The organism is Roseimaritima multifibrata (assembly GCF_007741495.1).
Taxonomy (GTDB): Bacteria; Planctomycetota; Planctomycetia; order Pirellulales; family Pirellulaceae; genus Roseimaritima; species Roseimaritima multifibrata.
Genome location: NZ_CP036262.1, coordinates 3,882,628 through 3,902,110, shown reverse-complemented (window position 1 = coordinate 3,902,110; position 19,483 = coordinate 3,882,628). Strand labels below are relative to the sequence as shown.

At 53.2% G+C, this 19,483-nt stretch carries 16 protein-coding genes and 1 pseudogene; 10 read left to right on the top strand and 7 right to left on the bottom strand.

Annotation, left to right across the window (positions count from 1 at the left end; translation table 11 throughout):
- Positions 1-105 precede the first annotated feature (105 nt).
- Positions 106-549 (bottom strand): annotated as a pseudogene (locus FF011L_RS27240) (RHS repeat-associated core domain-containing protein); the annotation flags it as partial.
- Positions 550-1,142: 593 nt separating this feature from the next.
- Between FF011L_RS27240 and FF011L_RS14120 the strand changes: the two are divergent.
- On the top strand, positions 1,143-1,391 hold the full coding sequence (locus tag FF011L_RS14120; protein ID WP_145352257.1) for a hypothetical protein: 249 nt from the start codon (positions 1,143-1,145) through the stop codon (positions 1,389-1,391).
- A 126-nt stretch (positions 1,392-1,517) separates the two neighbouring features.
- Here FF011L_RS14120 and FF011L_RS14115 read toward each other — a convergent pair whose 3' ends face one another.
- A complete protein-coding gene (locus FF011L_RS14115) occupies positions 1,518-4,925 on the bottom strand; it encodes an AAA domain-containing protein (RefSeq protein ID WP_145352256.1) in 3,408 nt (1,135 codons plus the stop codon).
- A gap of 231 nt (positions 4,926-5,156) precedes the next feature.
- On the bottom strand, positions 5,157-5,771 hold the full coding sequence (locus tag FF011L_RS14110) for a class I SAM-dependent methyltransferase (protein ID WP_145352255.1): 615 nt from the start codon (positions 5,769-5,771) through the stop codon (positions 5,157-5,159).
- Positions 5,772-6,029: 258 nt separating this feature from the next.
- Between FF011L_RS14110 and FF011L_RS14105 the strand changes: the two genes are divergently transcribed.
- Positions 6,030-7,106 carry a hypothetical protein gene (locus FF011L_RS14105; RefSeq protein WP_145352254.1) on the top strand — a complete coding sequence of 359 codons (1,077 nt, stop codon included), beginning with the start codon at positions 6,030-6,032 and terminating at the stop codon, positions 7,104-7,106.
- Here the strand turns inward: FF011L_RS14105 and FF011L_RS26330 are convergent.
- Positions 7,093-7,254, bottom strand: coding sequence for a hypothetical protein (locus FF011L_RS26330; RefSeq protein WP_218932627.1), 162 nt, complete (start codon positions 7,252-7,254; stop codon positions 7,093-7,095). The two genes, FF011L_RS14105 and FF011L_RS26330, sit on opposite strands and share 14 nt — an antisense overlap.
- Positions 7,255-7,704: 450 nt before the next feature.
- Here FF011L_RS26330 and FF011L_RS14100 point away from each other — a divergent pair, with 450 nt between their 5' ends.
- The 5 genes from FF011L_RS14100 (at position 7,705) to FF011L_RS14080 (ending at position 10,648) form a co-directional block, all read left to right on the top strand.
- On the top strand, positions 7,705-8,121 hold the full coding sequence (locus FF011L_RS14100) for a CBS domain-containing protein (RefSeq protein WP_145352253.1): 417 nt from the start codon (positions 7,705-7,707) through the stop codon (positions 8,119-8,121).
- Between the two features lie 114 nt (positions 8,122-8,235).
- A complete protein-coding gene (locus tag FF011L_RS14095; protein WP_145352252.1) occupies positions 8,236-8,436 on the top strand; it encodes a hypothetical protein in 201 nt (66 codons plus the stop codon).
- A 29-nt stretch (positions 8,437-8,465) separates the two neighbouring features.
- Positions 8,466-8,906, top strand: coding sequence for a hypothetical protein (locus FF011L_RS14090; RefSeq protein ID WP_145352251.1), 441 nt, complete (start codon positions 8,466-8,468; stop codon positions 8,904-8,906).
- A 481-nt stretch (positions 8,907-9,387) separates the two neighbouring features.
- Complete coding sequence (locus tag FF011L_RS14085) at positions 9,388-9,876, top strand: hypothetical protein (RefSeq protein WP_145352250.1); 489 nt, start codon at positions 9,388-9,390, stop codon at positions 9,874-9,876.
- 226 nt (positions 9,877-10,102) lie between these two features.
- Entirely contained in the window at positions 10,103-10,648 is a 546-nt protein-coding gene (locus FF011L_RS14080; protein ID WP_145352249.1) for a hypothetical protein, read from the top strand.
- On the opposite strand, the gene FF011L_RS14075 is transcribed toward FF011L_RS14080, so the two are convergent.
- Positions 10,645-10,866, bottom strand: coding sequence for a DUF2905 domain-containing protein (locus FF011L_RS14075; protein WP_145352248.1), 222 nt, complete (start codon positions 10,864-10,866; stop codon positions 10,645-10,647). The genes FF011L_RS14080 and FF011L_RS14075 overlap by 4 nt on opposite strands.
- Positions 10,867-11,061: 195 nt before the next feature.
- Between FF011L_RS14075 and FF011L_RS14070 the strand changes: the two genes are divergently transcribed.
- The 3 genes from FF011L_RS14070 (at position 11,062) to FF011L_RS14060 (ending at position 14,626) form a co-directional block, all read left to right on the top strand.
- Positions 11,062-11,916 (top strand): endonuclease/exonuclease/phosphatase family protein, encoded by an 855-nt coding sequence (locus FF011L_RS14070; protein WP_145352247.1) that lies wholly within the window; start codon positions 11,062-11,064, stop codon positions 11,914-11,916.
- Positions 11,917-12,503: 587 nt separating this feature from the next.
- Positions 12,504-13,976, top strand: coding sequence for a mechanosensitive ion channel domain-containing protein (locus FF011L_RS14065; protein WP_246109408.1), 1,473 nt, complete (start codon positions 12,504-12,506; stop codon positions 13,974-13,976).
- A complete protein-coding gene (locus FF011L_RS14060; protein ID WP_391560936.1) occupies positions 13,976-14,626 on the top strand; it encodes a Vat family streptogramin A O-acetyltransferase in 651 nt (216 codons plus the stop codon). The genes FF011L_RS14065 and FF011L_RS14060 overlap by 1 nt, the downstream gene beginning before the upstream one ends.
- A gap of 176 nt (positions 14,627-14,802) precedes the next feature.
- On the opposite strand, the gene FF011L_RS14055 is transcribed toward FF011L_RS14060, so the two are convergent.
- The gene (locus FF011L_RS14055; RefSeq protein ID WP_145352245.1) at positions 14,803-18,009 is read right to left on the bottom strand and encodes a WD40 repeat domain-containing serine/threonine protein kinase; all 3,207 of its coding nucleotides are present in this window, start codon (positions 18,007-18,009) and stop codon (positions 14,803-14,805) included.
- Positions 18,006-19,310, bottom strand: a complete 1,305-nt coding sequence (locus FF011L_RS14050; RefSeq protein WP_218932625.1) for a hypothetical protein — start codon at positions 19,308-19,310, stop codon at positions 18,006-18,008. The genes FF011L_RS14055 and FF011L_RS14050 overlap by 4 nt, the downstream gene beginning before the upstream one ends.
- Positions 19,311-19,483 lie beyond the last annotated feature (173 nt).

The window sequence follows — 19,483 nt, the reverse complement described above, 5'->3', positions numbered from 1 at the left end:
GCTCGTGCGGCCACACGGACGTGACCAATACAAGCGGCATGAATACGCTGGCTAAAACCAAAGCCAACCAATTGTCATTGCGGTAACTCATAAAAGCCTCGTCGCTCATTGTAGCAAGACCGAAAAACGAATTACGCGTTCGCTACGAACGGCGATCTGTTCCCATGCGTTAGGTCCGCAAGCGCCCGCATTTCTGATGACCCAGCGGTATACGACCGGTCCAGCCACACGAAGCACACACCCAATGCAGGCCAGTTTTGTCGCTTGACGATGTATCCAGGGGAGATCATTCCAATAAGACTTATAACACTCTCCGATGCTGTCATTAAACGCTTCATTTGCGAAAAGGCATACAACGGCGCCTGGACCCAAAGCTGCCATGCAACCCCCACAGCCTACCGCGATAATGCGCGATTCCCCACTTGGATCCATGTTAGCAAGGGGCGACGAACTAACGTACTCGAATAGGTTCCAAGGGCTTCCCTTAAACCCAATCGGATCACGCGAACAAAACCGCCCCGCCACCGGATCGTACATCCTCGCCCGGTAGTGATAGAGACCAAGTTCCTCGTCCCACTCGCGTCCGGTATAGGTGTAACGGTTCCCATACGCCGAACCGGCACCGTCCCGCCACCAGCCAACACGGTCAGCTTTCCGTAGGCATCATAGGCGTAGCGTTCGGAGATCGTACCGGTTGTGTCCGTGAGTGCGGTGACGCTGTATTGTTGGTTGCGATGGTAGTACAGACGCTCGGTTGCTAGTGTTCCCGCTCTCATGACCGGTTCGTCGATGTAGCTAGCGTCTGCGAAGACGTCCGATCAGCACGTCCCCTCGTCGGCTCGCCCGACAGGAACGCAAGATTTGAACTTAGAACTGGTTGCTCCCCGTATGTCGCCACCGGATCGGATTGCCGCCTTCGGCGGCAATCCGATCCGGTGTGGCGTATTTTTAGGGGCATGCTAACTAATTTGAAATCTCGGCATCATGCCAGACAAGCTGGCATGGGGCCTGTTTTCGCTGCCAGACCGTCAACTAAATGCCGCCGACCCGAGCGAAAGGCGACGCTCATCGAAAACGAACGCCGCGCGATGTTCACCGGAGAGGCGAACAAGCGACGGTGAAGTTATCCGGCCCGTTGCCGCGTGTGTACGAAGTCGATGCAACCGCTGGAGCAGATGGATGGCCGCCTGACGCTGCGGATCTTGCCCTATCTGATCGGAGTGATCGCGTGGCTGGGCGGTAAGACGGAGAGCCCGCCTGAGAAGGTACCATTCTTAGCTCCCGATCACCTGCGAGCCTTCGTCGCCGACGGGCAGAGATCTCAACAGCATCGCCAAAAACAGGCGATGGAAGTTCTAGCCAGGGCGATCGAGGAGCATACCCCGCCATGACCGTATTACTGTAACGACTGCTAACGGCTGTCAGCATTCGTCCTGCGTCGTCGAAAGTGAACGTATCGGTAAACCTGGTCGTGACAACACGTTGCCGCCCATGTGGGAAGCGAATCTTGACGGTAGTTATTGCCCTTGCCCACTTTCATCGGGGACCGATTCAATCAGTGGGCGACGATTCTGTGTTGAAATGCATGTACGAATCGTTTCGCCGACTTTTTGACTCGCCTCCGATCCCCGGTTCATTCCGTAAATCGCAAGCAGCGATCGAGCTCGTGTCATCGCCACGTACAGGCTGTTCTCCAAAATCTTACCTCCGGGAGCGACATAGTTGTCTACGCAGGGAATCACGACCACTTCCGATTCGTAGCCCTTAAAAGAATGCGGAGTGGTGGCAACCAGCGTGTTGGGCTGTCGTTCGAACGAACGATTCTTCTGGAATGAAAGCTCGACGCCAATCTTCGCAAGTGCCGGCGACAGTTTGGATTCGAGGAAACTTTGCACCCGGCCGTTATAGATGATGCAAATATCGGTTGGCGATATCCCATCTTTCACGATCAAGTGTTTCAAATGAACAGCAATCGAAGCCATTTCCTGGCTTCGATTATCAAAGCTGTGATAGATCGGTTTGGGGCCAGCGATCTGGTTGTACCGAACTCGCAACCAGGCCTCGCCGCTTCGGTCGGCTTTTTCTAGCAGCCCGAGTTGGAGCAATTCTTGCTGATCTTGACGTTTACTTCTCTCTGACAGTCGGCTGAGCACGTTGACTGCCAATTCGGTGATCGGCGTTGTCGATCGAAAGCTTTCTCGCATGATCGTCGATCGTCCACGCATATCGAGGCCAAAATCGGACCATTTCGGGGTCTTGGTATCGTAGACGTTTTGAGCATTGTCGTAAAAAATATGTGCCGATCGACTGTTGGCATCTTCTTTGTCCGTTTGTTCGACGATGGACAATAGCAGTCGCAATGTTGACGGTCCCATGTCTTGAGCTTCATCGATGAACAGGGCCGAGCATCGTGGAAGTAATTCATCAGAGCCTTTCCGATTGAGAAATTCCTCGGCTGCTTGGTCATAATCAAAACCAATCGATTCGATGGACATTTGAACGCTTGGAAGCATTCCTGCCAAAACATCTTTGACGTGGAGAAGCGACACCTTCTCCCAAGGGAATTCGGAGTTATCGAACAAATCGCCTTCGTGGAGGTTGGTCCATGCTGATTCAATCGATTCTTGAAGCAGCTTTTGCAAACTTCGATTCGCATAGACGGCCCAGATGCGGGCGTCTTTTTGATCTTGCAGACGCATCGCCGTCTTGGCCAGCCAGTTGCAGAGAACAATCGATTTGCCGCTGCCCGCGACGCCTCGAACCAGGCGGGGCTTTCCGTCTAGATCCAGATTGGTCAGCCGTTGCTGTTCCTGCGACAGAATTGGCTTTAGACCCTTGCGTCCATCAAACTGATCGCCCATACGGCCTGAGGTTTTTGATTTGTAACCAGCGTTTGGCTCGGCCACAGCGACGGCCTGCGATGAAGGCGTTTTACCAGCGTCCCGCCATACGAAGCGCTTCCCATCATTTACCAGGAACGCAGCCGTCATGGTCTGCTTAAGCGGACGGAGGTAGGGTTCTTCCATCTCGCTGCGGCTTGCCAGGACAATGACCGCTTCCCTTGCTCGGCTGAGTGCGACGTTGACCAGCCTTTTCCATTCGGGTATTTGCCACGTGCCGCTACCCGCATTGACCGTGTCAAAAATGACGATGTCCGCCTCCGATCCTTGCTGGCTGTGGACCGTCGACGCTTCCCATGTTTTCATTCCCCAACCAGCCAACAATTTTCCGATTTGCTGAGCCTGGGCTTTGAATGGCGAAATAAAAAGTCCGTGTGAACCACGCACTCCAGCATCGGAGAACAGTTTTCGGAGCGTCGCCGCCGTCATCCCACGAACCCAGCTTTTTTTGGCTGGCCCGCGTGCCGCGCGAATCGACGCCAGATCGGCATCTTCTTCATCAAGCACGTACCAAATGGCTCTCGATTGATCGGCGATGAACGGCGAAAGCGTCGACTTCATTTCGGCTCGATCTGGTGCGGTCGACAGGACTCCATCGTACTGAAAATTCGACACGACTTTGCAAACGTCCGGGTGCATTCGGTGTTGTGCCGACAGCAAGTGAACCGCTTGGGGAATGTTGTCCGTATGGTCCAGGTGGCTCAAGCCGCTGCTTGCCAGCCAAATTTGCTGACGAGTCGGAAGGATGCGTGAAATACGACTGATGGGCGCCAGCTGTTTCGAATCGCCGACCAATACAATTCTCCGCCCCGCCAACAACGATAAGGCTGCGACCGCGGCTCTGGAGATCAATCCTGCTTCGTCGATAAAGATCGTCGTGAACGGGGCTTCACCATCTTCAACCATCTTTCGGATCGATTCGTCTTTTAGATAGCTCATTGCTTTGAAAGCGGTTGCAACCACGACACGTCGATCCGCATCGACAAAGATGCGATTGCTTTGATCGTTGGCCGACGTTCGCAATTTGCCTATCTGTTTTCTTGCTAGGGCTTTGTCTTCAGACGATTCAAAGGCTTGGAGCTGCTGTACAAGGCGATCGATCTGAGCCAGGGTTTCCGACTCCGTCCCTCGGAGCATCGGGTCAAGTTCTTTCGCAACGAACGTTTGATAGGACGCCCCCTTGCCGATTCGCAGCAGCGTGTCGGCATCCATTTCATTTGGGCAGTGAATCTTGGCCGCTTCGCCGATGGCGACTGCGACGGCGTCGGTCGCCCGGTTCGTCGTCGAAATTACCAGGATCCTCTCGCTTTCGTCTTGCAGGACCTTGGCGATCTGTTGTCCGGTCGTCCAAGTTTTTCCCGTGCCGGGCGGCCCCCAGAGCACGCTCCAGGAATGTTGCCACCAATCGTGCAAATTTGATAGGCCGCAGTCACTGGACGCGGAGACTTGCGGATGGATATCGCCCTCAGCGGCGTTCAGCCTAGCCGGAAGGTGCTTCCGGAGTTCGGCAAACTCGTCGCCGTTGTAAATGGAATCCAAAACCGACAGAAATTCAAACGGACGAACAAAGAACGGTCCAGCTTTTGGAGTCCTCTCTGGATCATCAAGACTGATGAACAGGCAACCGTTCCGCTCATCCACTTCGACGATCTCACCCGACCAAAGGATCTCGTCTTCGTAGTCGGCTTCTTCGTAGAAACGATCCGAATAACGCTCGTTGTCGTCAAGCGACTTCGGGCGAAACGCTTTCGCGCCTTCCCAGGTCCAGTCGAATTCAACAGACGAGCCAACATGGACAACGAAGACGGTTCCCCGATCGCGTTCCGCAAAAATGCTCACCCGTTGACAGTTCAAGCGTTTCCACCGTGACCCGTCTCGATACTCTTGGCGAACTGCAACCGCGGTATCTTTAAGTTGCTGATCGTCGCCATCGGGCAAACCGAGGCAGGACTGAAAGCATGCCGGTTCGAAATCGGCGACACCAGGTTGACCTTCGTTAGGTTCGTCGTCGCAGCTTGAATTCATTTGGTTGGGCATCCATGACTGCAACTAAGGAACCCATGAAATGAACGCCTGCGCATATCGGAACGGGTCGTGTTGGAGTTGAAAACATCTCAGCAAAGAATCATCGAACGCACGCGTTGCACGAAGGGTGTCAGGTTACCACCACCCCGCGTGATAAACTGGAACTAGTTTACTCAGATTCCCAGTGTTTCAAAGGTTTTCAATCGACGCTTCCGAAGTTACGAGTGAATTTCACTTTGTGGCGATGCCGCGGTACATGTATCCGTGTGTTCGTGGAGTTTGCTGCATGTAGAAATTGTCGATTTCTACGGCACGGAAGGCTTGCTTCGCCAGCAATGCCGCAAGATCCAGGTCCAGCCGACAACCATCGCCGATGATTCCCTGAAGCCAGTTCCATCGCACTTGCTGTTTCTGCACAGCGGGATCGGGGCTGATCCCGTGCTCGAAAAATTGTAACCGACCCCCCGGCTTGAGCACTCTGCAAAGCTCGCCTAAAGCTTGATCGACGTTGGCGATACTGCAAAGCGTGATGGTGCTGACCACATAGTCAAACGTCGCGTCATCGAAGGGAAGTTCTTCGCTGGACAAAATTCGTCGGTCGACTTCGATTTCAGTCGAAGCCATTCGTTTGGCAAGTTTACGGTTCATGCCCGGATTCGGATCGACCGTGGTTATCTTTCGAACGTGCTTAGGGTAGTGCGGAAGATTTAGCCCCGTGCCAACACCGATCTCTAGAATCTCGCCGCTCACATCGGCCAGTTGTCGTTTTCGGTGTTCGTCCCAGTACGGCTTGTCGATTACAAAATCGTAGAAGGCAGGAAAAACGACTTTTGAATAAAACCCCATGATGGCTGACCGCGTCTCCAGAAGGATTTACATTGCTGGTGGCATCGCCTTGTTTGGCGAAGTGGACGCGGCAACAAGTCCTGCAAAACGGGGCTCGTTGCCGCGTCCACTACACCAGGTTTTGCCGCGTCCACTACGCCAGGTTTTGATGCGTCGTCTCCTCCACTTTCAACGCGGAAGGATCAAGAAAACGGGGTAAGACTCCAAAAACTGTTTCCAGTCGCGGAACTTTTCACTCCCTTAGTGTGTTCAATCATCATGAAAACTCCAAACCTGCTCTCGCTGCTGCTTATTGCCATCTTCCTTGCCTCCGATGGCTTTGGCAAGGACGTTGATAAACCAATCGGCACCTATGCCAGTACGATCACCCCACGTGCCGTCCAAAACAAGCACATGAACGGTGGGCTCGTCCGAGTCACCTGGAGCGAAATTGAACCCGCGCCCGGCCGGTTTGACTTTACCCGGATCGAAGACCAGGTTCGACTTCTCAAACCCACAATGAACTGGACGCTTGCCATTCACGGCGGTTGGACGTCTACCGAAGCTTCTGCTGACAGTAAAACCCCCTCGCGTTTGTCGCGCAGGCGTCGAGGATCTCAATCCCTCTCGCCGGGCTGGTTGGTCTCGGATCTCCACGCCGAAACATTTGCAATGGCCTTCCGTGGAAACCCCGTCCAAATGCCGAAGTATTGGGACCCGATCGTACAGAAACGTCTTCGAGAAATGCTGTTGGCTGTCGGCGCAAAATACGGAAAAGACCCACGTTTGAAATTGGTTTACGTTCCTCAGATGACCAGCAACGGACTCGAAGGGCATTTCAACGGCGTCCCGGATCAAACCCTTCTCCAAGCTGCCGGAATCAACTCGCGTGACAAAAACGCTGAACGCAGGTTTGGCGATGTTTGGATCAAAGCATCCGCCGAGGCCACTCAGAGTGTGCTGAAAGCTTTTCCCGACAAAGCCGTCGCCTTTGAAGTTCACGAACTGTTCCGCAGCCCTCAAATCCCCGCCCGGATTATCAGCGAATTCCAAAAGCCTGAATACGACAATCGTGTCGGCATCGCGATGTGGTGGATTTCTGGTAAAACCAGTTACCAAGGCAACTTGATCACGTTATTGAAAGACTATCAAGGCGATCTCTATGGCCAAGTTATCGGTCGCTCCAGTCAGCAAGACCGGTTTGGAGGTGGCGACTACACCACCGTCTTCAAGCAGGCAAAGGAACTGGGCATGCGCTACATCGAAGCTTGGAACTACGAATTCGAAAACCATACGTGCGACGAAATCCTGGAAGAATTCAACGTCTCGACGCAAGCCAAATTTAGCTCGCCATGAACCCTGACTCGTCCTGCACGCAGTAAAGGGCTCCCCACGGCGTCTCTCTTGGAGTCGCGCTGATTCGGTAGAGCAGCACGATGAATTCAATCGTGATGGAAACGCCCAGAGTGCTCGGACGGATCGATGGAACCCTGCTGTGTGCCACGCTTCACCTCCTTCTAACGTTTCGGTTCCGGGCGCTCAGTTGGCGGATTCTCTGTTATTCGATCTGCCAACGATTCGGGCCGGACGAAGTGCGATGTTGAATCCCCGTTTCGTCGTACAGGACCGTTGATGTGCGACATCGCACGCGGTCGCTGTGCATCTTAGGCACACTCTGGCCGTTGTTGCATTAGATCGTATCTCTGGGGGCCCTGTGGTACAGCCTCCTTTCTCGTCGAAGAGATGCGTGGCAGGCACATGGAATAGGCTGGTCGCAATCCCTTTCGCAGTCGCAGCGGAGTTCATTCTGGAATTCTCGTCCATCTTGGAACAACGTTTGCGCATCTTGGAACAACGTTTGCGAAAGCATGATGGCAACATGAAACCCACATGCTGACCCGATCGATTTCAAAATTATCTAGTATCGGTTCTGCGACCACTCCTTGGAGATAAGATGAAGAAGAACGAGCCGCTGACAAAAATCATGTCAACAGGATTACAGACGATTCACGATGGTGAACCCGTTTCAAAATTGCGCAAAATGTTTGAAGAAGGTGGTATTCATCACGTTCCCGTTGTTAGCGGGGAAAAGCTGATCGGCGTCATCAGCTGGAGTGACTTCGCGAGAATCTCTTTTGGCGAGTTCGGAAATCAAACATCGAAATCGTTGGACCAGACACTTGATCACATGTACAAGATCCATGACGTGATGGTGACCGATTGTGTCACGATAGAGAAATCGGGCACGATCCGTGAAGCAGCGAGGCTGCTCGGGTCTCACAGCTTCCACGCTTTGCCTGTCGTCGAAGGTGACAAGCTTGTAGGCATTGTGACATCAACCGACTTGATTCGGTATCTTGCCGATCTATAGGCGTTGCGTCTTGCCAGATCTACGATTCTCTTTCAGGCGTACTGTCGTGGAACCGCATGCTTCAACGCGTGTGATATACGTAGTTCGCCCGGCCTGGGACTAGGATTTCCTCAAATGGATTCGGATGTTTTTGCCACAGTTGCCAAAGCGTTGATTCGCTATGGCATGGCGGCAATGAGCGAAGACTTCCATGCAGTCAGATGGATACGAGCAAACGTCATGGCTCCGTGCGGTGTCGCTTCCCAGTTGAATTTCATGCCGATGACCGCAATCGTTGGTCCTGATGGCAAACAAATGGAGCGATCCCATAGATAAGTACCAGAATCGGTGGGATTGGATGGGCGATGGATAACGAAGCTTCCGCCAGTCGCTGTCGAATCATTGTACGTAGTTTGACGATCTGGCTGGTCCTGATTGTTTTCGAGATTCTCCATGGGGTTCTTCGAGCGATTGCCCTCGTTCCGTTCGTTGGCGAGTTCCGTTCGAATCAGTTGGGTGTGTTTTCCGGTTCGGCAATCATCCTAGCAATCGCCTACTTCACCATCCGCTCGATCGGTGCTATCAGTCCATCGGAATTGCTAGTGGTGGGCGCTATCTGGCTCTTTTTGACGGTAGCGTTCGAGTTGAGTTTCGGACGGTTCGTTGTGGGATTATCTTGGGAAAGGCTTTGCGCCGACTACAACCTGATGCAAGGTGGGTTAATGCCTATCGGGTTAGGCATCCTCTTGTTCAGTCCGACGATTGCGTCGAAGTTGCGGGGAAATGGAAAGCGAGTTCATGGTTGATCCGTCCCGAAAACAGTAAAAAACAGCGATTGATTTAACGCGTCCATCAACCGTCCTGCGGAGGCGATGCGAACCCTGATCGCGGTGTCAGACCGGACGGTCTTGCGGGCGCGGCCGGTTGTTTGCCAACGGGCCAACGATTTGACCGGCGAAACCATCAATGCCCGCTGCACGATTCGCCACAAAAGATTTGCCGATGGCTGTGCCCTGCCTGTATTACGGAGTGGTACCACGTGAACTCAGGGAGTCGGATGCTTGAGTGTGGCACATCCCGATCTGAGAGAGGCCGGCCAACGACGTGGCGAAGTTGGTGTTTTGCGTTGCGAGTTCCATGAATCGGTGGTAATTGGTGAACTCAAGCACTAACCTAAGCCAAAGAGCCCCCGTCTACGTTCGCTGAGCTGTCGGCCGGTCGCAAACTGAAGTTACATCATTCGCGGCACCTGAATGATCTCAATCTTTGTGTCGCTGAACCATCACCGTGAACACAGACCAAAACAGAATGGTTAATCGGGGCCGCGTCCTATTTGTGATTTTTGCCTTGTTGATCGTTCTGAACGAAGCGGCAAATATCCTGTTCGCCTTTTCGGGGATGTCCGCAAATTTCCAATGGTTTAAGTCCGTTATCCTGCCGGTGCTGCTGATTGGCGCTGTGTGGAGTCTTTGGGAAACGGGCGAAAAGTGGACACGTTGGGGGCTGGCCACATGGGCTTTATTGAAAGGGATCACATCGTTATGGGTATTGGGATACGTCATGTACCGGATGGCTGAAATCACGCCACCTGAAAACGCAGATTCCTTTTTTCGAATTTCCGATATGCTATTCACCATGCCGGTAATTCACGCGTCCATCTTCGTCGTCATTGGCCTTGCATTCTTCTTCTCGCCATCAATACGCCTGTTCCTCGAAACGCGGTCCCCTAGTTCCGATCAAGGTCCCGATCAAGATCCGCCATTTGAATCACAATAGAATGGGTTGGACGGCTCTGGCGACATCGATCTTTGCACGAGCGGCATTTTCGATTTTCACAATATGTACAATATGTGGAACACAGAGTGTCGAACTTGGGTGAATTTGCTGGTAGCCAATGGGTTCGTTAAGATCGTTTTGCGTCGGTCGCATTGGTTGCGTTGGTGGACGCTTATCCGCTTATCCGCTGTTCCGCGTAGAGCCAAACGTTGGGTCTTATTCGAAAATGAACAATCGTCTTCAGCAACAATTCGACTCTCAGCAATTCACCAACGCCTACCAGTTGGTGAACGGTGTTGTCCTGCACGCGGAGTCTCCCAAAACGTTCCAGATCCCACCTGCAGTCATCAAACGGCATGTCCGACCGGGGCAGTTCGTCGAGCTTAGGATTGATTCCCCTAGATTCTCGGTGCATGAAGACACCCCTGAGAAGTGCTCGTGTCCGTCGTGCAATGGCCAGATGACCAAGCCAATCTTGCGGCACAACCACCCGGCAACGCTAGTGCCGTTGCCGAAGCAGAGTGTTCCGTCACGGGGATGGGGCGAGGATTTTTGGGTGCGAATAGAGGAACGGTCGGGAAAATGTTTTCGAGGGACCGTGGACAATCCACTGGTTGAAACTCGATTGCACGGAGTGGCGAAGGGTGACGAGATCGTCTTTCAGGAGGATCACGTCTTGGCCGTCCATGATATTCACCGTCAGGAACTTGTTCTCGAAATGGATGTAGCCGATCTGAAGGAACTGGCGCAGTGGGTATCGATATCGACCTAGTGCGAGAAGTATCCAGGAAGCCAGATGATCGCCGTCAACAACAGGCTGATCACGACGCAAGTGACGACAGGAAAATAGAACGTAACGTTCTCGCCCTCGATTCGGATGTCGCCCGGCAACTTCCCAAACCATGAAATCGATGGAGCCAGTAACCAGGCAGCACCGATGGCGATCGTAACCAGACCTACCAGAATCAAGATCCATGCGGGGTGCTGCATCACTGCTTCTTTCCTGTCTTTTTCTTTGTTTCGATCCTTCGCTTCTGCATCTTCTTTTTAGGTTGAGCGAACTTGTTTCCTGGTTTTCGGGCGGTCTGGGGTCTGTTTTTAACCACGACCGTTCTCCTTTCTACTATTTTACCTGGAACGGTTTGGGCGGGCTACAATGCAATTTACTTAACCTTGGAGACACACATGACGATTTCACGCCGACAGTTCTGCGGAGCACTCGGAACGAGCCTTGCCGTAGCCAATTCAAATTTGTTCGCGGATGATTCAAAACCCAAGCCGTTTCGAGTGATCGCGTACAACATTTACAAAAGCAAGGGCTGGCCGAGCGACCGACCGTTGGCGAGGCGAGCGGTAGCGAAGGGCCAGATGGCAGAGCGATTGGCGATGGAACTGGCGCTGCATGATCCCGACATCGTGAACTTCTCAGAATCCCCGAATGAGGAATTCACCAAAGACGTCGCTGAACTGATGGGGATGAATCACGTTCGTTTCCCCAGTGGCGGAAGTTGGCCGGGAACACTGCTGAGTAAATCAAAGGTCATCGAATCTCAGAACGCTCCCACGAAAGGCGAGAGACCGAAAGACCTATTCACCCGACACTGGGGGCGAGCCACAGTCGAATTGGCAGGCTACGAACCGCTTATCGTGCATTCGGCACATCTTTTCCCAACTCCCGATCCTAAGATTCGGCTGAGAGAGATTCGAGCGATGATCGAATCGATGAAATCCGATCTGGATGCTGGGAAGTCGATGCTTTTGATCGGCGATATGAATCATCGTCCTGATACGGAAGAATACGCGATTTGGATGGACGCCGGTTGGGTGGATACGTTTGCCAAGGTCGGCAAAGGCGAAGGCCTGACGTTCAAGGCCGACATTCCGAATTCGCGAATCGACTATGTCATGGCCGCTGGGCCAATCGCCGAAAGGATCATTGAATCCAGACCATTGTATGAGGGAGCGTTTCGCCTAAACATCAATGACGAGGAATCCTATTCGCTGAGTGATCATCTGCCGCAGTTGGCTGTTTTTCAGTAGGCAATAATGAATCGCGAGCTCTGATCAAAACGCTTTGTCCGTTGTTGCCAAGGACGCTGCTTAGTTAGACCTGCAGTGACAATGGTTCGTTCTGCGTTGTTAAGGCGGCGTTTAGGGGGGCAGGTCTCGCGGAGGCGTTTGGTTCCTAGCTGCAATGATCCCAATCCCGACGGGGGAACGAATAACAACGCTCTACGCGACTCCCGTCCTAGCTCACGCGGTCGGGGGGGATTGATGTCTTTTCGCAGACCGGCAGCAACTGCGTTCGACCGATCCCGCGTCCCCAAACGTGATGGATCTGCTACCATTCATCTCGAAAAGTGTGGCAAGGAAAGCAAAACTGTCTACCTATCACACCTGTTCGGTAGGACCTAGTTCGTCTCGATTGCTTGTAGTAACGTACTCCCGGCGGTACTTAGGAAATCCCCGAAGCGTAGCCATCTGAGTTGCTGAGAATCCGTTGGTCATTGAAAGGGGGCTAATATCACAGTTCCTGCTAGGCGTCTACGGATTCTTTGGGCTCTTGAAACCATTACTTTCATTGAAAGGAAAAAGCGATGTTCAGCAGATGGATCTCAACTGTAATTGTGCTAACTAATTTTTGGGTTGGCTGTTGCTTTGCACAGGAGGGAACCGAAGCCGCATCCCCTCCTCCCGCTTCGCCGCAGACTACGGTGGATCCAGGTGTTCCGATTGACAATTTGGTCGTGATGGTCAAGCCGCTCACGAAAACCGAATTGGAAGTAGAGGCCGATGCATGGTTTGAACTACTGCGTGGTAAGGCCGGGCAGATTGCGGTGTTACGATTAGGAGTCAGGGAAGCGATCGACGCGGAGTCTGAGACGAATCAAAAAACCGCAAAAGAAAAAATAGGCAAGGTCGAACAAGCGGCGCAGAATGCCGAACAGGTTGCTGAAGAGACTGAAAAGGAAATCACACAAGTTGCGGAAACAGACAGCAGCGAGCCGATGGAGGAGACGCCGGGGGCTGATTCTACAGAGACAAACGGGTCGACAGCTGGCGTCGCATCAAAAATCAAAACGGATTTGCTGGCCGATATCAATGAATTGCAAGAACAACGTACTGCACTGAATGATCGGCTGGCCGTCGTGCTGGATTCGCTGGAAGAGAAAGGCGGGGATGTCGAGGAGTATCGGAAATACTCGGTTGCAGTGTCGAGCGTCGAGCTTGAGACATCCGACATAGAGAGCGTTTGGTCTGGGCTTGTCGGTTGGGCTACTTCGAAGGAAGGTGGACAGCGGTGGGCGTGGAATGTAACTAAATTCATCCTGATCCTTCTCTGTGCCTATCTGGTCGCCGGGTTCCTTAGCACCTTTGTCAATTGGCTTCTCGAACGCAAAATTAGATTAAGTCAGCTTGCGGAGCGGCTGATCGCGAACATCATCAAGTATGTCCTGCTGCTGGTCGGTTTTGCGGTCGCCCTAACGGCACTGGAGATCGACGTGACGCCTGTTTTGGCAGCGATCGGAGCCACCGGACTTGTGGTCGGGTTGGCTCTACAGGATTCATTAAGCAATGTGGCTAGCGGCTTAATGATTCTTATTAATCGTCCCTTCGACGTTGGAGATGTTGTCACTGCGGGGGGCGTCACCGGCACGGTAAGGCAAATGAATCTAGTCTCGACCAACTTCCGAACTTTTGACAATCAAACGATCCATGTCCCTAACAACGAAATTTGGAACAACGTTATCACAAATGTGACTGCGAATCGCACTCGCCGAGTCGATTTGGAGTTTTGCATTGGTTACGACGACAGCTTCGATAACGCAGAGGGGATTATCAAAGAGGTTGTTGAGGAGCACGAATTGGTTTTGAATGACCCCGCTCCGGTGGTCGTGACTCACGCCCTTGCTGACTCCTCCGTCAACATCGTTTGTCGTCCGTGGGCCAAGACGGCGGACTGGTGGCAAGTGAAGACCGATATCACACGTGAAGTTAAACGCCGGTTCGATGCCATTGGAATCTCGATTCCTTATCCTCAGCGTGATGTTCATGTGTATCAACATTTGTCCTCCACTTCACCGAAGTCCATTGAATGATGGAGGAGTCAAAGATGTTGGGGCCGTCTCCCGATGCATCGCATCCAATGCTAGGTTTCCCTCAGGTGGGGTTTCTGAAGTCGCTGATAGATAATCCGAACATCGTTGTCGGTGATTACAGCTATTACGATGATCCAGATGGACCCGAGGGGTTTGAGGCCAAATGCGTGCTGTACCACTTTCCGTTCATCGGCGACAAGCTGGTGATCGGAAAATTCTGTGCATTAGCCCGCGGCGTTCGGTTTATTATGAACGGTGCCAATCACCAGAGTAGCGGTTTCTCGACGTATCCGTTTTACATCTTCGGAAACGGCTGGGAATCGGTGACGCCGCAACCAGGCGACTTACCCTACAAGGGGGACACCGTCCTCGGAAACGATGTATGGCTGGGCTATGATGCGTTGGTGATGCCGGGAGTGACAATTGGCGATGGTGCCATCATCGCGGCACGGTCCGTCGTGGTCAGCGATGTACCTGCCTATTCGGTTGTCGGAGGCAATCCGGCAAAAGTCATCAAGCAACGTTTCTCCGATCAGGTGATCCGCGAATTGCTAGTGATCAAATGGTGGAATTGGCCGGTCGACAAAGTCACGCGAAATTTGCCAGCCATCGTCGGCGCCGATCTTTCTGCCTTAAGGGACGCCGTCTGATCGAATTGGGCGAGTGTCTGTTGACATCCCGGACACGGTCACGGGGGCTTTACGCATTCGGTTCCTGACGATCGATACGGGGTTACCCCTTCGCATGGCGTTTCTTGTTGAATCGAGAACCGTTTCACGAATTTACGAAAGAGGATTTCCTTGCTTCACCGTATCGTTCGTTTCGGTCACGGACGATTCCATACGAAAATCCTTCCTTTTTCATCACAGACGGCCAATCGTTTCCCATCGGGTGAAAACTTCGCGTCCCAAACTCGACTTTCGATACGGCCTTCCTCACCCCGCAATCGTATTAAGTATGGCTTAGCATCGGGCGCTCGGATCCAGACGTTTCCCCTTATGTCGGCGCAGACTAGACAGCGCCCGTTGGGCGACCAGGCGAGCGCACGGAGTTCGGTAGCGGAACACTGGACGACAACGTCTTCGTAGTCTGAAGCCGTGCTTTTGATATGAATCTGACCGGTCATGTTACACGCCGCGAAGCGATCATCGATCGGGTGCGGGGCAACGCTGGAAAACATGCTGGGTGCGGAAGCGTTTGACAGTGTTTTGCCCGAGGCGGCGTCACGAATCGCCAATCGATGTCCTACCGAAAAAATGTGTTTCCCGTCGCGGCCCCAAGCAACTTCCTCGATCACGCCGCCGACTTTCCAGGAATCCGTTTCGTCCGTCGAATCAGTGTTCCAAAAACGGACGTGTTCATCGACGCCGCAAGAGGCAAAAGCGTGCCCATCCGGATGCCATGCTAACCCGTATGCCGGTCCCTGATGTCCGGACATTTTCAACAGCCGAGACCCATCTTTGGCATCCCATACCTGGATCGATCCGTCATTCCCGCTGGTCACAAGACGGTCGCCTGCTGGGTTCCACTTTGCCGCTTCGCAGTAGTGACCTTTGCAGGCGTAAAAATCCAAAAGGCGGCTGCGTTGATCCACATCCCAAACGACACACCGTCCCTGCCAATCGGCGGCCGCTAAGCGATTGCTATCCGGATGCCAATCGATGCGCCGGACCGGCGCCTGGTGTTTCAATACAAACGGCTCGAGTAGCGATTCTTGCTCCGGGGCCGTCCATGCGATCTCGTTGGAGCCGGACGTGCAAACCATTGCACCGCTACGCCCATCTACGCAAATCTGGAGCGGGGCTCCTGCGACTAAGTTTCTCGTATGAATTAAACGATGCTTCGCTACATCCCAAAGTGAGATTTGCCCTGTGCTGGACACCGAGTAAGCTTGGTCAACGCTCGCTCCCGCGAAGATCCCACGCGTGCCGGAAGTATGATCCGCGAACCGGTCGAGCCGTCCTGTTTCGGGGTCGGCCGACCATGCATTCCACCACCCACCGACAAGCAATCGGCTGCCGTCTCGGTTCCAAGCGACGCAGCGAAACGCCTCACCGTGTTCGATCGTGTTGAGCAAGTCTCCCGAGCTTGCCAAGCGATGTTCTACTTTACCGCCGGTGAGGAGGGCGAACGATTCGCCTGAGGGATGCCAGCAGATATCTTCGACACGTCCTCTATCACATCGCCAATGCGCCAGCGGCTCAAGTGAATTTGCATCAAAGACGGCGCACTTTTGGTCGTTTGCGGCAACAACAATACGACCTGCATCCGGCGAGATCCGGACCTTAGCAATGCCTTGGAGTGAACTCAATACCGGTAACCACTCCGACTGATCATCGGATCGGGTCAGCCTTACGCGGCCCCCTTCATTTGCCACGGCAAACAGGCCACTGCCAGGGTGATGGTCAAAATCACGTACCTTCGTGTTGGCACTAATAACTGATGCCAGTTCCACTAAATCGTTGTCGACGCGGCGATATTGATGGACTTGCCCATAGGCCAACAGACAAACGCGGCGTGTCTCGAAGTCCACCGTCATCCGCGTGATGGATCTTTTACCGACGTCCAGCCATGTGCAACGCTGCTGAAGCGATTGATCTAGCGTCGACCAAGCCCAACATCGCAACTGATCATCAGGGTCTTCCTCTGCGATCAGATCCAACGTCTGCCGAGCTTGATGCCAGCGTCCGTTGTCGACTTCCCTCTGAACGTCACGCAGGCGATAGGCATACAATTGCTGGGCATACGACAGCACCTGCGTTTTGATTTGCTCCTGTGCGTTGGTAACCAGGCCCATCGCGGCGTCCAAACCGCTGCGTTTTCGTCGCAGGTCCAGGGTCAGTGCCTCAGCGTTCGCCAGAGCCTCCGTCTTTTCGACAAGTGCCTCATCGATGGAAAGGCGCAGCCCACGCTCGCGAAACAAAAACACGACGCTCAAAATCAACATCGCAACCAAAAACGAAAGGGCCAGCGAGGAGATCGATGCCACAACCGGATTGCGACGACACCACTTGTTGAATCGCTGCCAACGCGTCGATGGTTTCGCCTGGATGGGCTGGTCGTTCAAGAACGCCCGCAAATCCTCCGCGTAGGTTTGAGCTGACTCGTAACGTTGGTCGGGTTCCTTTTCCAAACACTTCAAACAAATACTCTGGAGGTCCGTAGGAATCGACGCGTTGAGTTTTTGGGGTAGCGGTGGTTCCTCCTCGATCACCTGGCGAAGCAGCATTGCCGAACGTCCTCGAAACGGTAGCTCGCCGGTAAGGAATTCGAACAGCATCACGCCGAGCGAATAGACATCTGATCGCTGGTCGACATGCTTCGAATCTCCCCGTGCTTGTTCGGGCGACATGTAGGCTGGGGTGCCCATGATTTGACCGTCGATGGTCCGTTCGACGTCTTGGCCGATGAACTGTTTCGCCAACCCAAAGTCCATCACGTGTGGCCGATTTTTTTCGTCCATCATCACGTTGGCTGGCTTCAAGTCTCGGTGAACCACTCCGGAGTCGTGAGCGTGCCCCATCGCTTCGGCTAACTTGAGACTCAGCTGAGCCGCTCGCTTGGCGGATAGCGTTTTCGTTTTCAGAAAATCCTTCAGGTCGGAGCCGTGAATCAACTCGGTGACGATATAGGGGACCGTCGTCGACTGGCCGACCTCGTGAACGCGGACGATGCCCGGATGATTCAGCTTGGCAACGGCGCGAGCTTCGTTGAGGAAATCGTCGAGTTGGCTACTAGAAAATCGACCGTCACGCGGGACCTTGATGGCGACCGTCCGCTCCAGTCGTTCATCATGTGCTTTCCAGACCGCACCAAAGCTGCCTTGCCCCAGTATTTGGACGAGCCGATAGTGGCCTAAGTATTGAGGGACCGAAGGTTTCGCGGGCCGTGAAGTTTTCACTTCGACCGAATACGTTTCGCGAATCGCCCCAAGATCGATCGAGGTATCGCAGTTTTTGCACCGCACCGTGGTCGCATTGGCATCCACTGGGTCGATCGGCTGCCGGCAAGATGGGCAAGGGAAGGTTTTCATTGCGCTGTTGCATCAAAGAATATGTCACCTAAGGAATCACCATTCGTATCGGCTGCAGCTGCACGGTCATCCGTTCGATCCGACCCTACCGAGTACGCGATCTTAACGCCGTTCCGCTGAATCGTTTTAAGTGGTTGTCCCGAGTAAGGGTCAATCGGCGACTCTGTGATGTTCAGACGTTTGAATAGGTTCTGTAAAGATTCGGATTCGCCCTCGTTTTGCAGCGAAGCAATCTGCAAGGCGAGGGTTGCGATTAAAACGCGACGTCGAGCGACTGAGCGAACGGAAGCAGAAATCAGCGCGTCGTGCGAAGGTCGTACTAGCTCTGTCAACCAAGTATGATTGACCATTTCCTGCACAATAGCCTCGATGTTTCTGAATTGTTGAAGATTCTTTTCCCAAGCCCTCCTCTCTTGCTCTCGTTGTTCATAATTTTCCAGAAACGGATCGACGGCGTCGGGACTCTGGAATCCCTCCGAATCAAAATAGGCAAGAATTAGCTCTGCGTCGCGATCGTATTCATCGCGGTTGTTGCGAATCTGTGCGACGGTCATTTTCGACAAGGTAAGCTTCATAAGCTGCTCTTGGTTTTTCGAAGCACTCGCCGATTGAGTGCCCAAAGACGACATGACCTCCATCAATGATTCCACCGCACCCCTCCCTTTTTCTAAATGGTAGAAAAAACGGCTAGCCCTTATCTGCTCGGACCGTATGACGCGCGAAAGTTGGATTGAATCTTTGTAAGTAGCCGATTCATCGAGTACTGAAAGAAGCTGAAGTCCGGACGATTCACTTAAATCTTGATTGTGAATGATGTCCGACGCGATTGAATCATATGCTAAATCCCTGGAAACCTGACATACGATATTGCCAATGATATATTGATCCTCAAAGATCTTCAGCAACCTTAAAACGCTACCCAGCTCAGCGATACGATCTCCGATGCTTGAGCTGTCTTTGCGGGAATGGAATCGAAGAACGGTAAGTTGGGCCAGCACTCGGATGGCTTGTAAGTGAGGCATGACGTGATCCATCTCGGGCACTAGCAAAAAGCTATGTTTAGTCTGACCGGTTAGGCCATCAAGATCCTGATAGAGGCCGTCGAAGGCATCAAGTTTGCTAGGGTCTGGTAGTTTGCCGGACGTCTTGAATTCCTCATGCCATTGTTTGATGAGCTGTTGGTTCTTCGCCCCGATCCGCGTGATCGTTGCTCGCTTGGAATCCGGATAGGCGGTTTCCGGATAGCAGACCGCAAGTTCCCCTAGTAATGGCGAGAGCATCTCCAGTAACTTTGGAGCCACGTTCACGTCTGGCGGAACGTCTTTGACGTAGTCGCTAATCGGCCACGGCAGCGTGGCAATAAAGTCTCGTTCTAGGAACTCGGTGGTGCCGGGCAGGCGTGGTCCTGGTGGGTACGTCCCGATGCGGACGAGATCGCTGTCGTGTTTTTGGCTGGATGCCGAGCCGGCGGCTT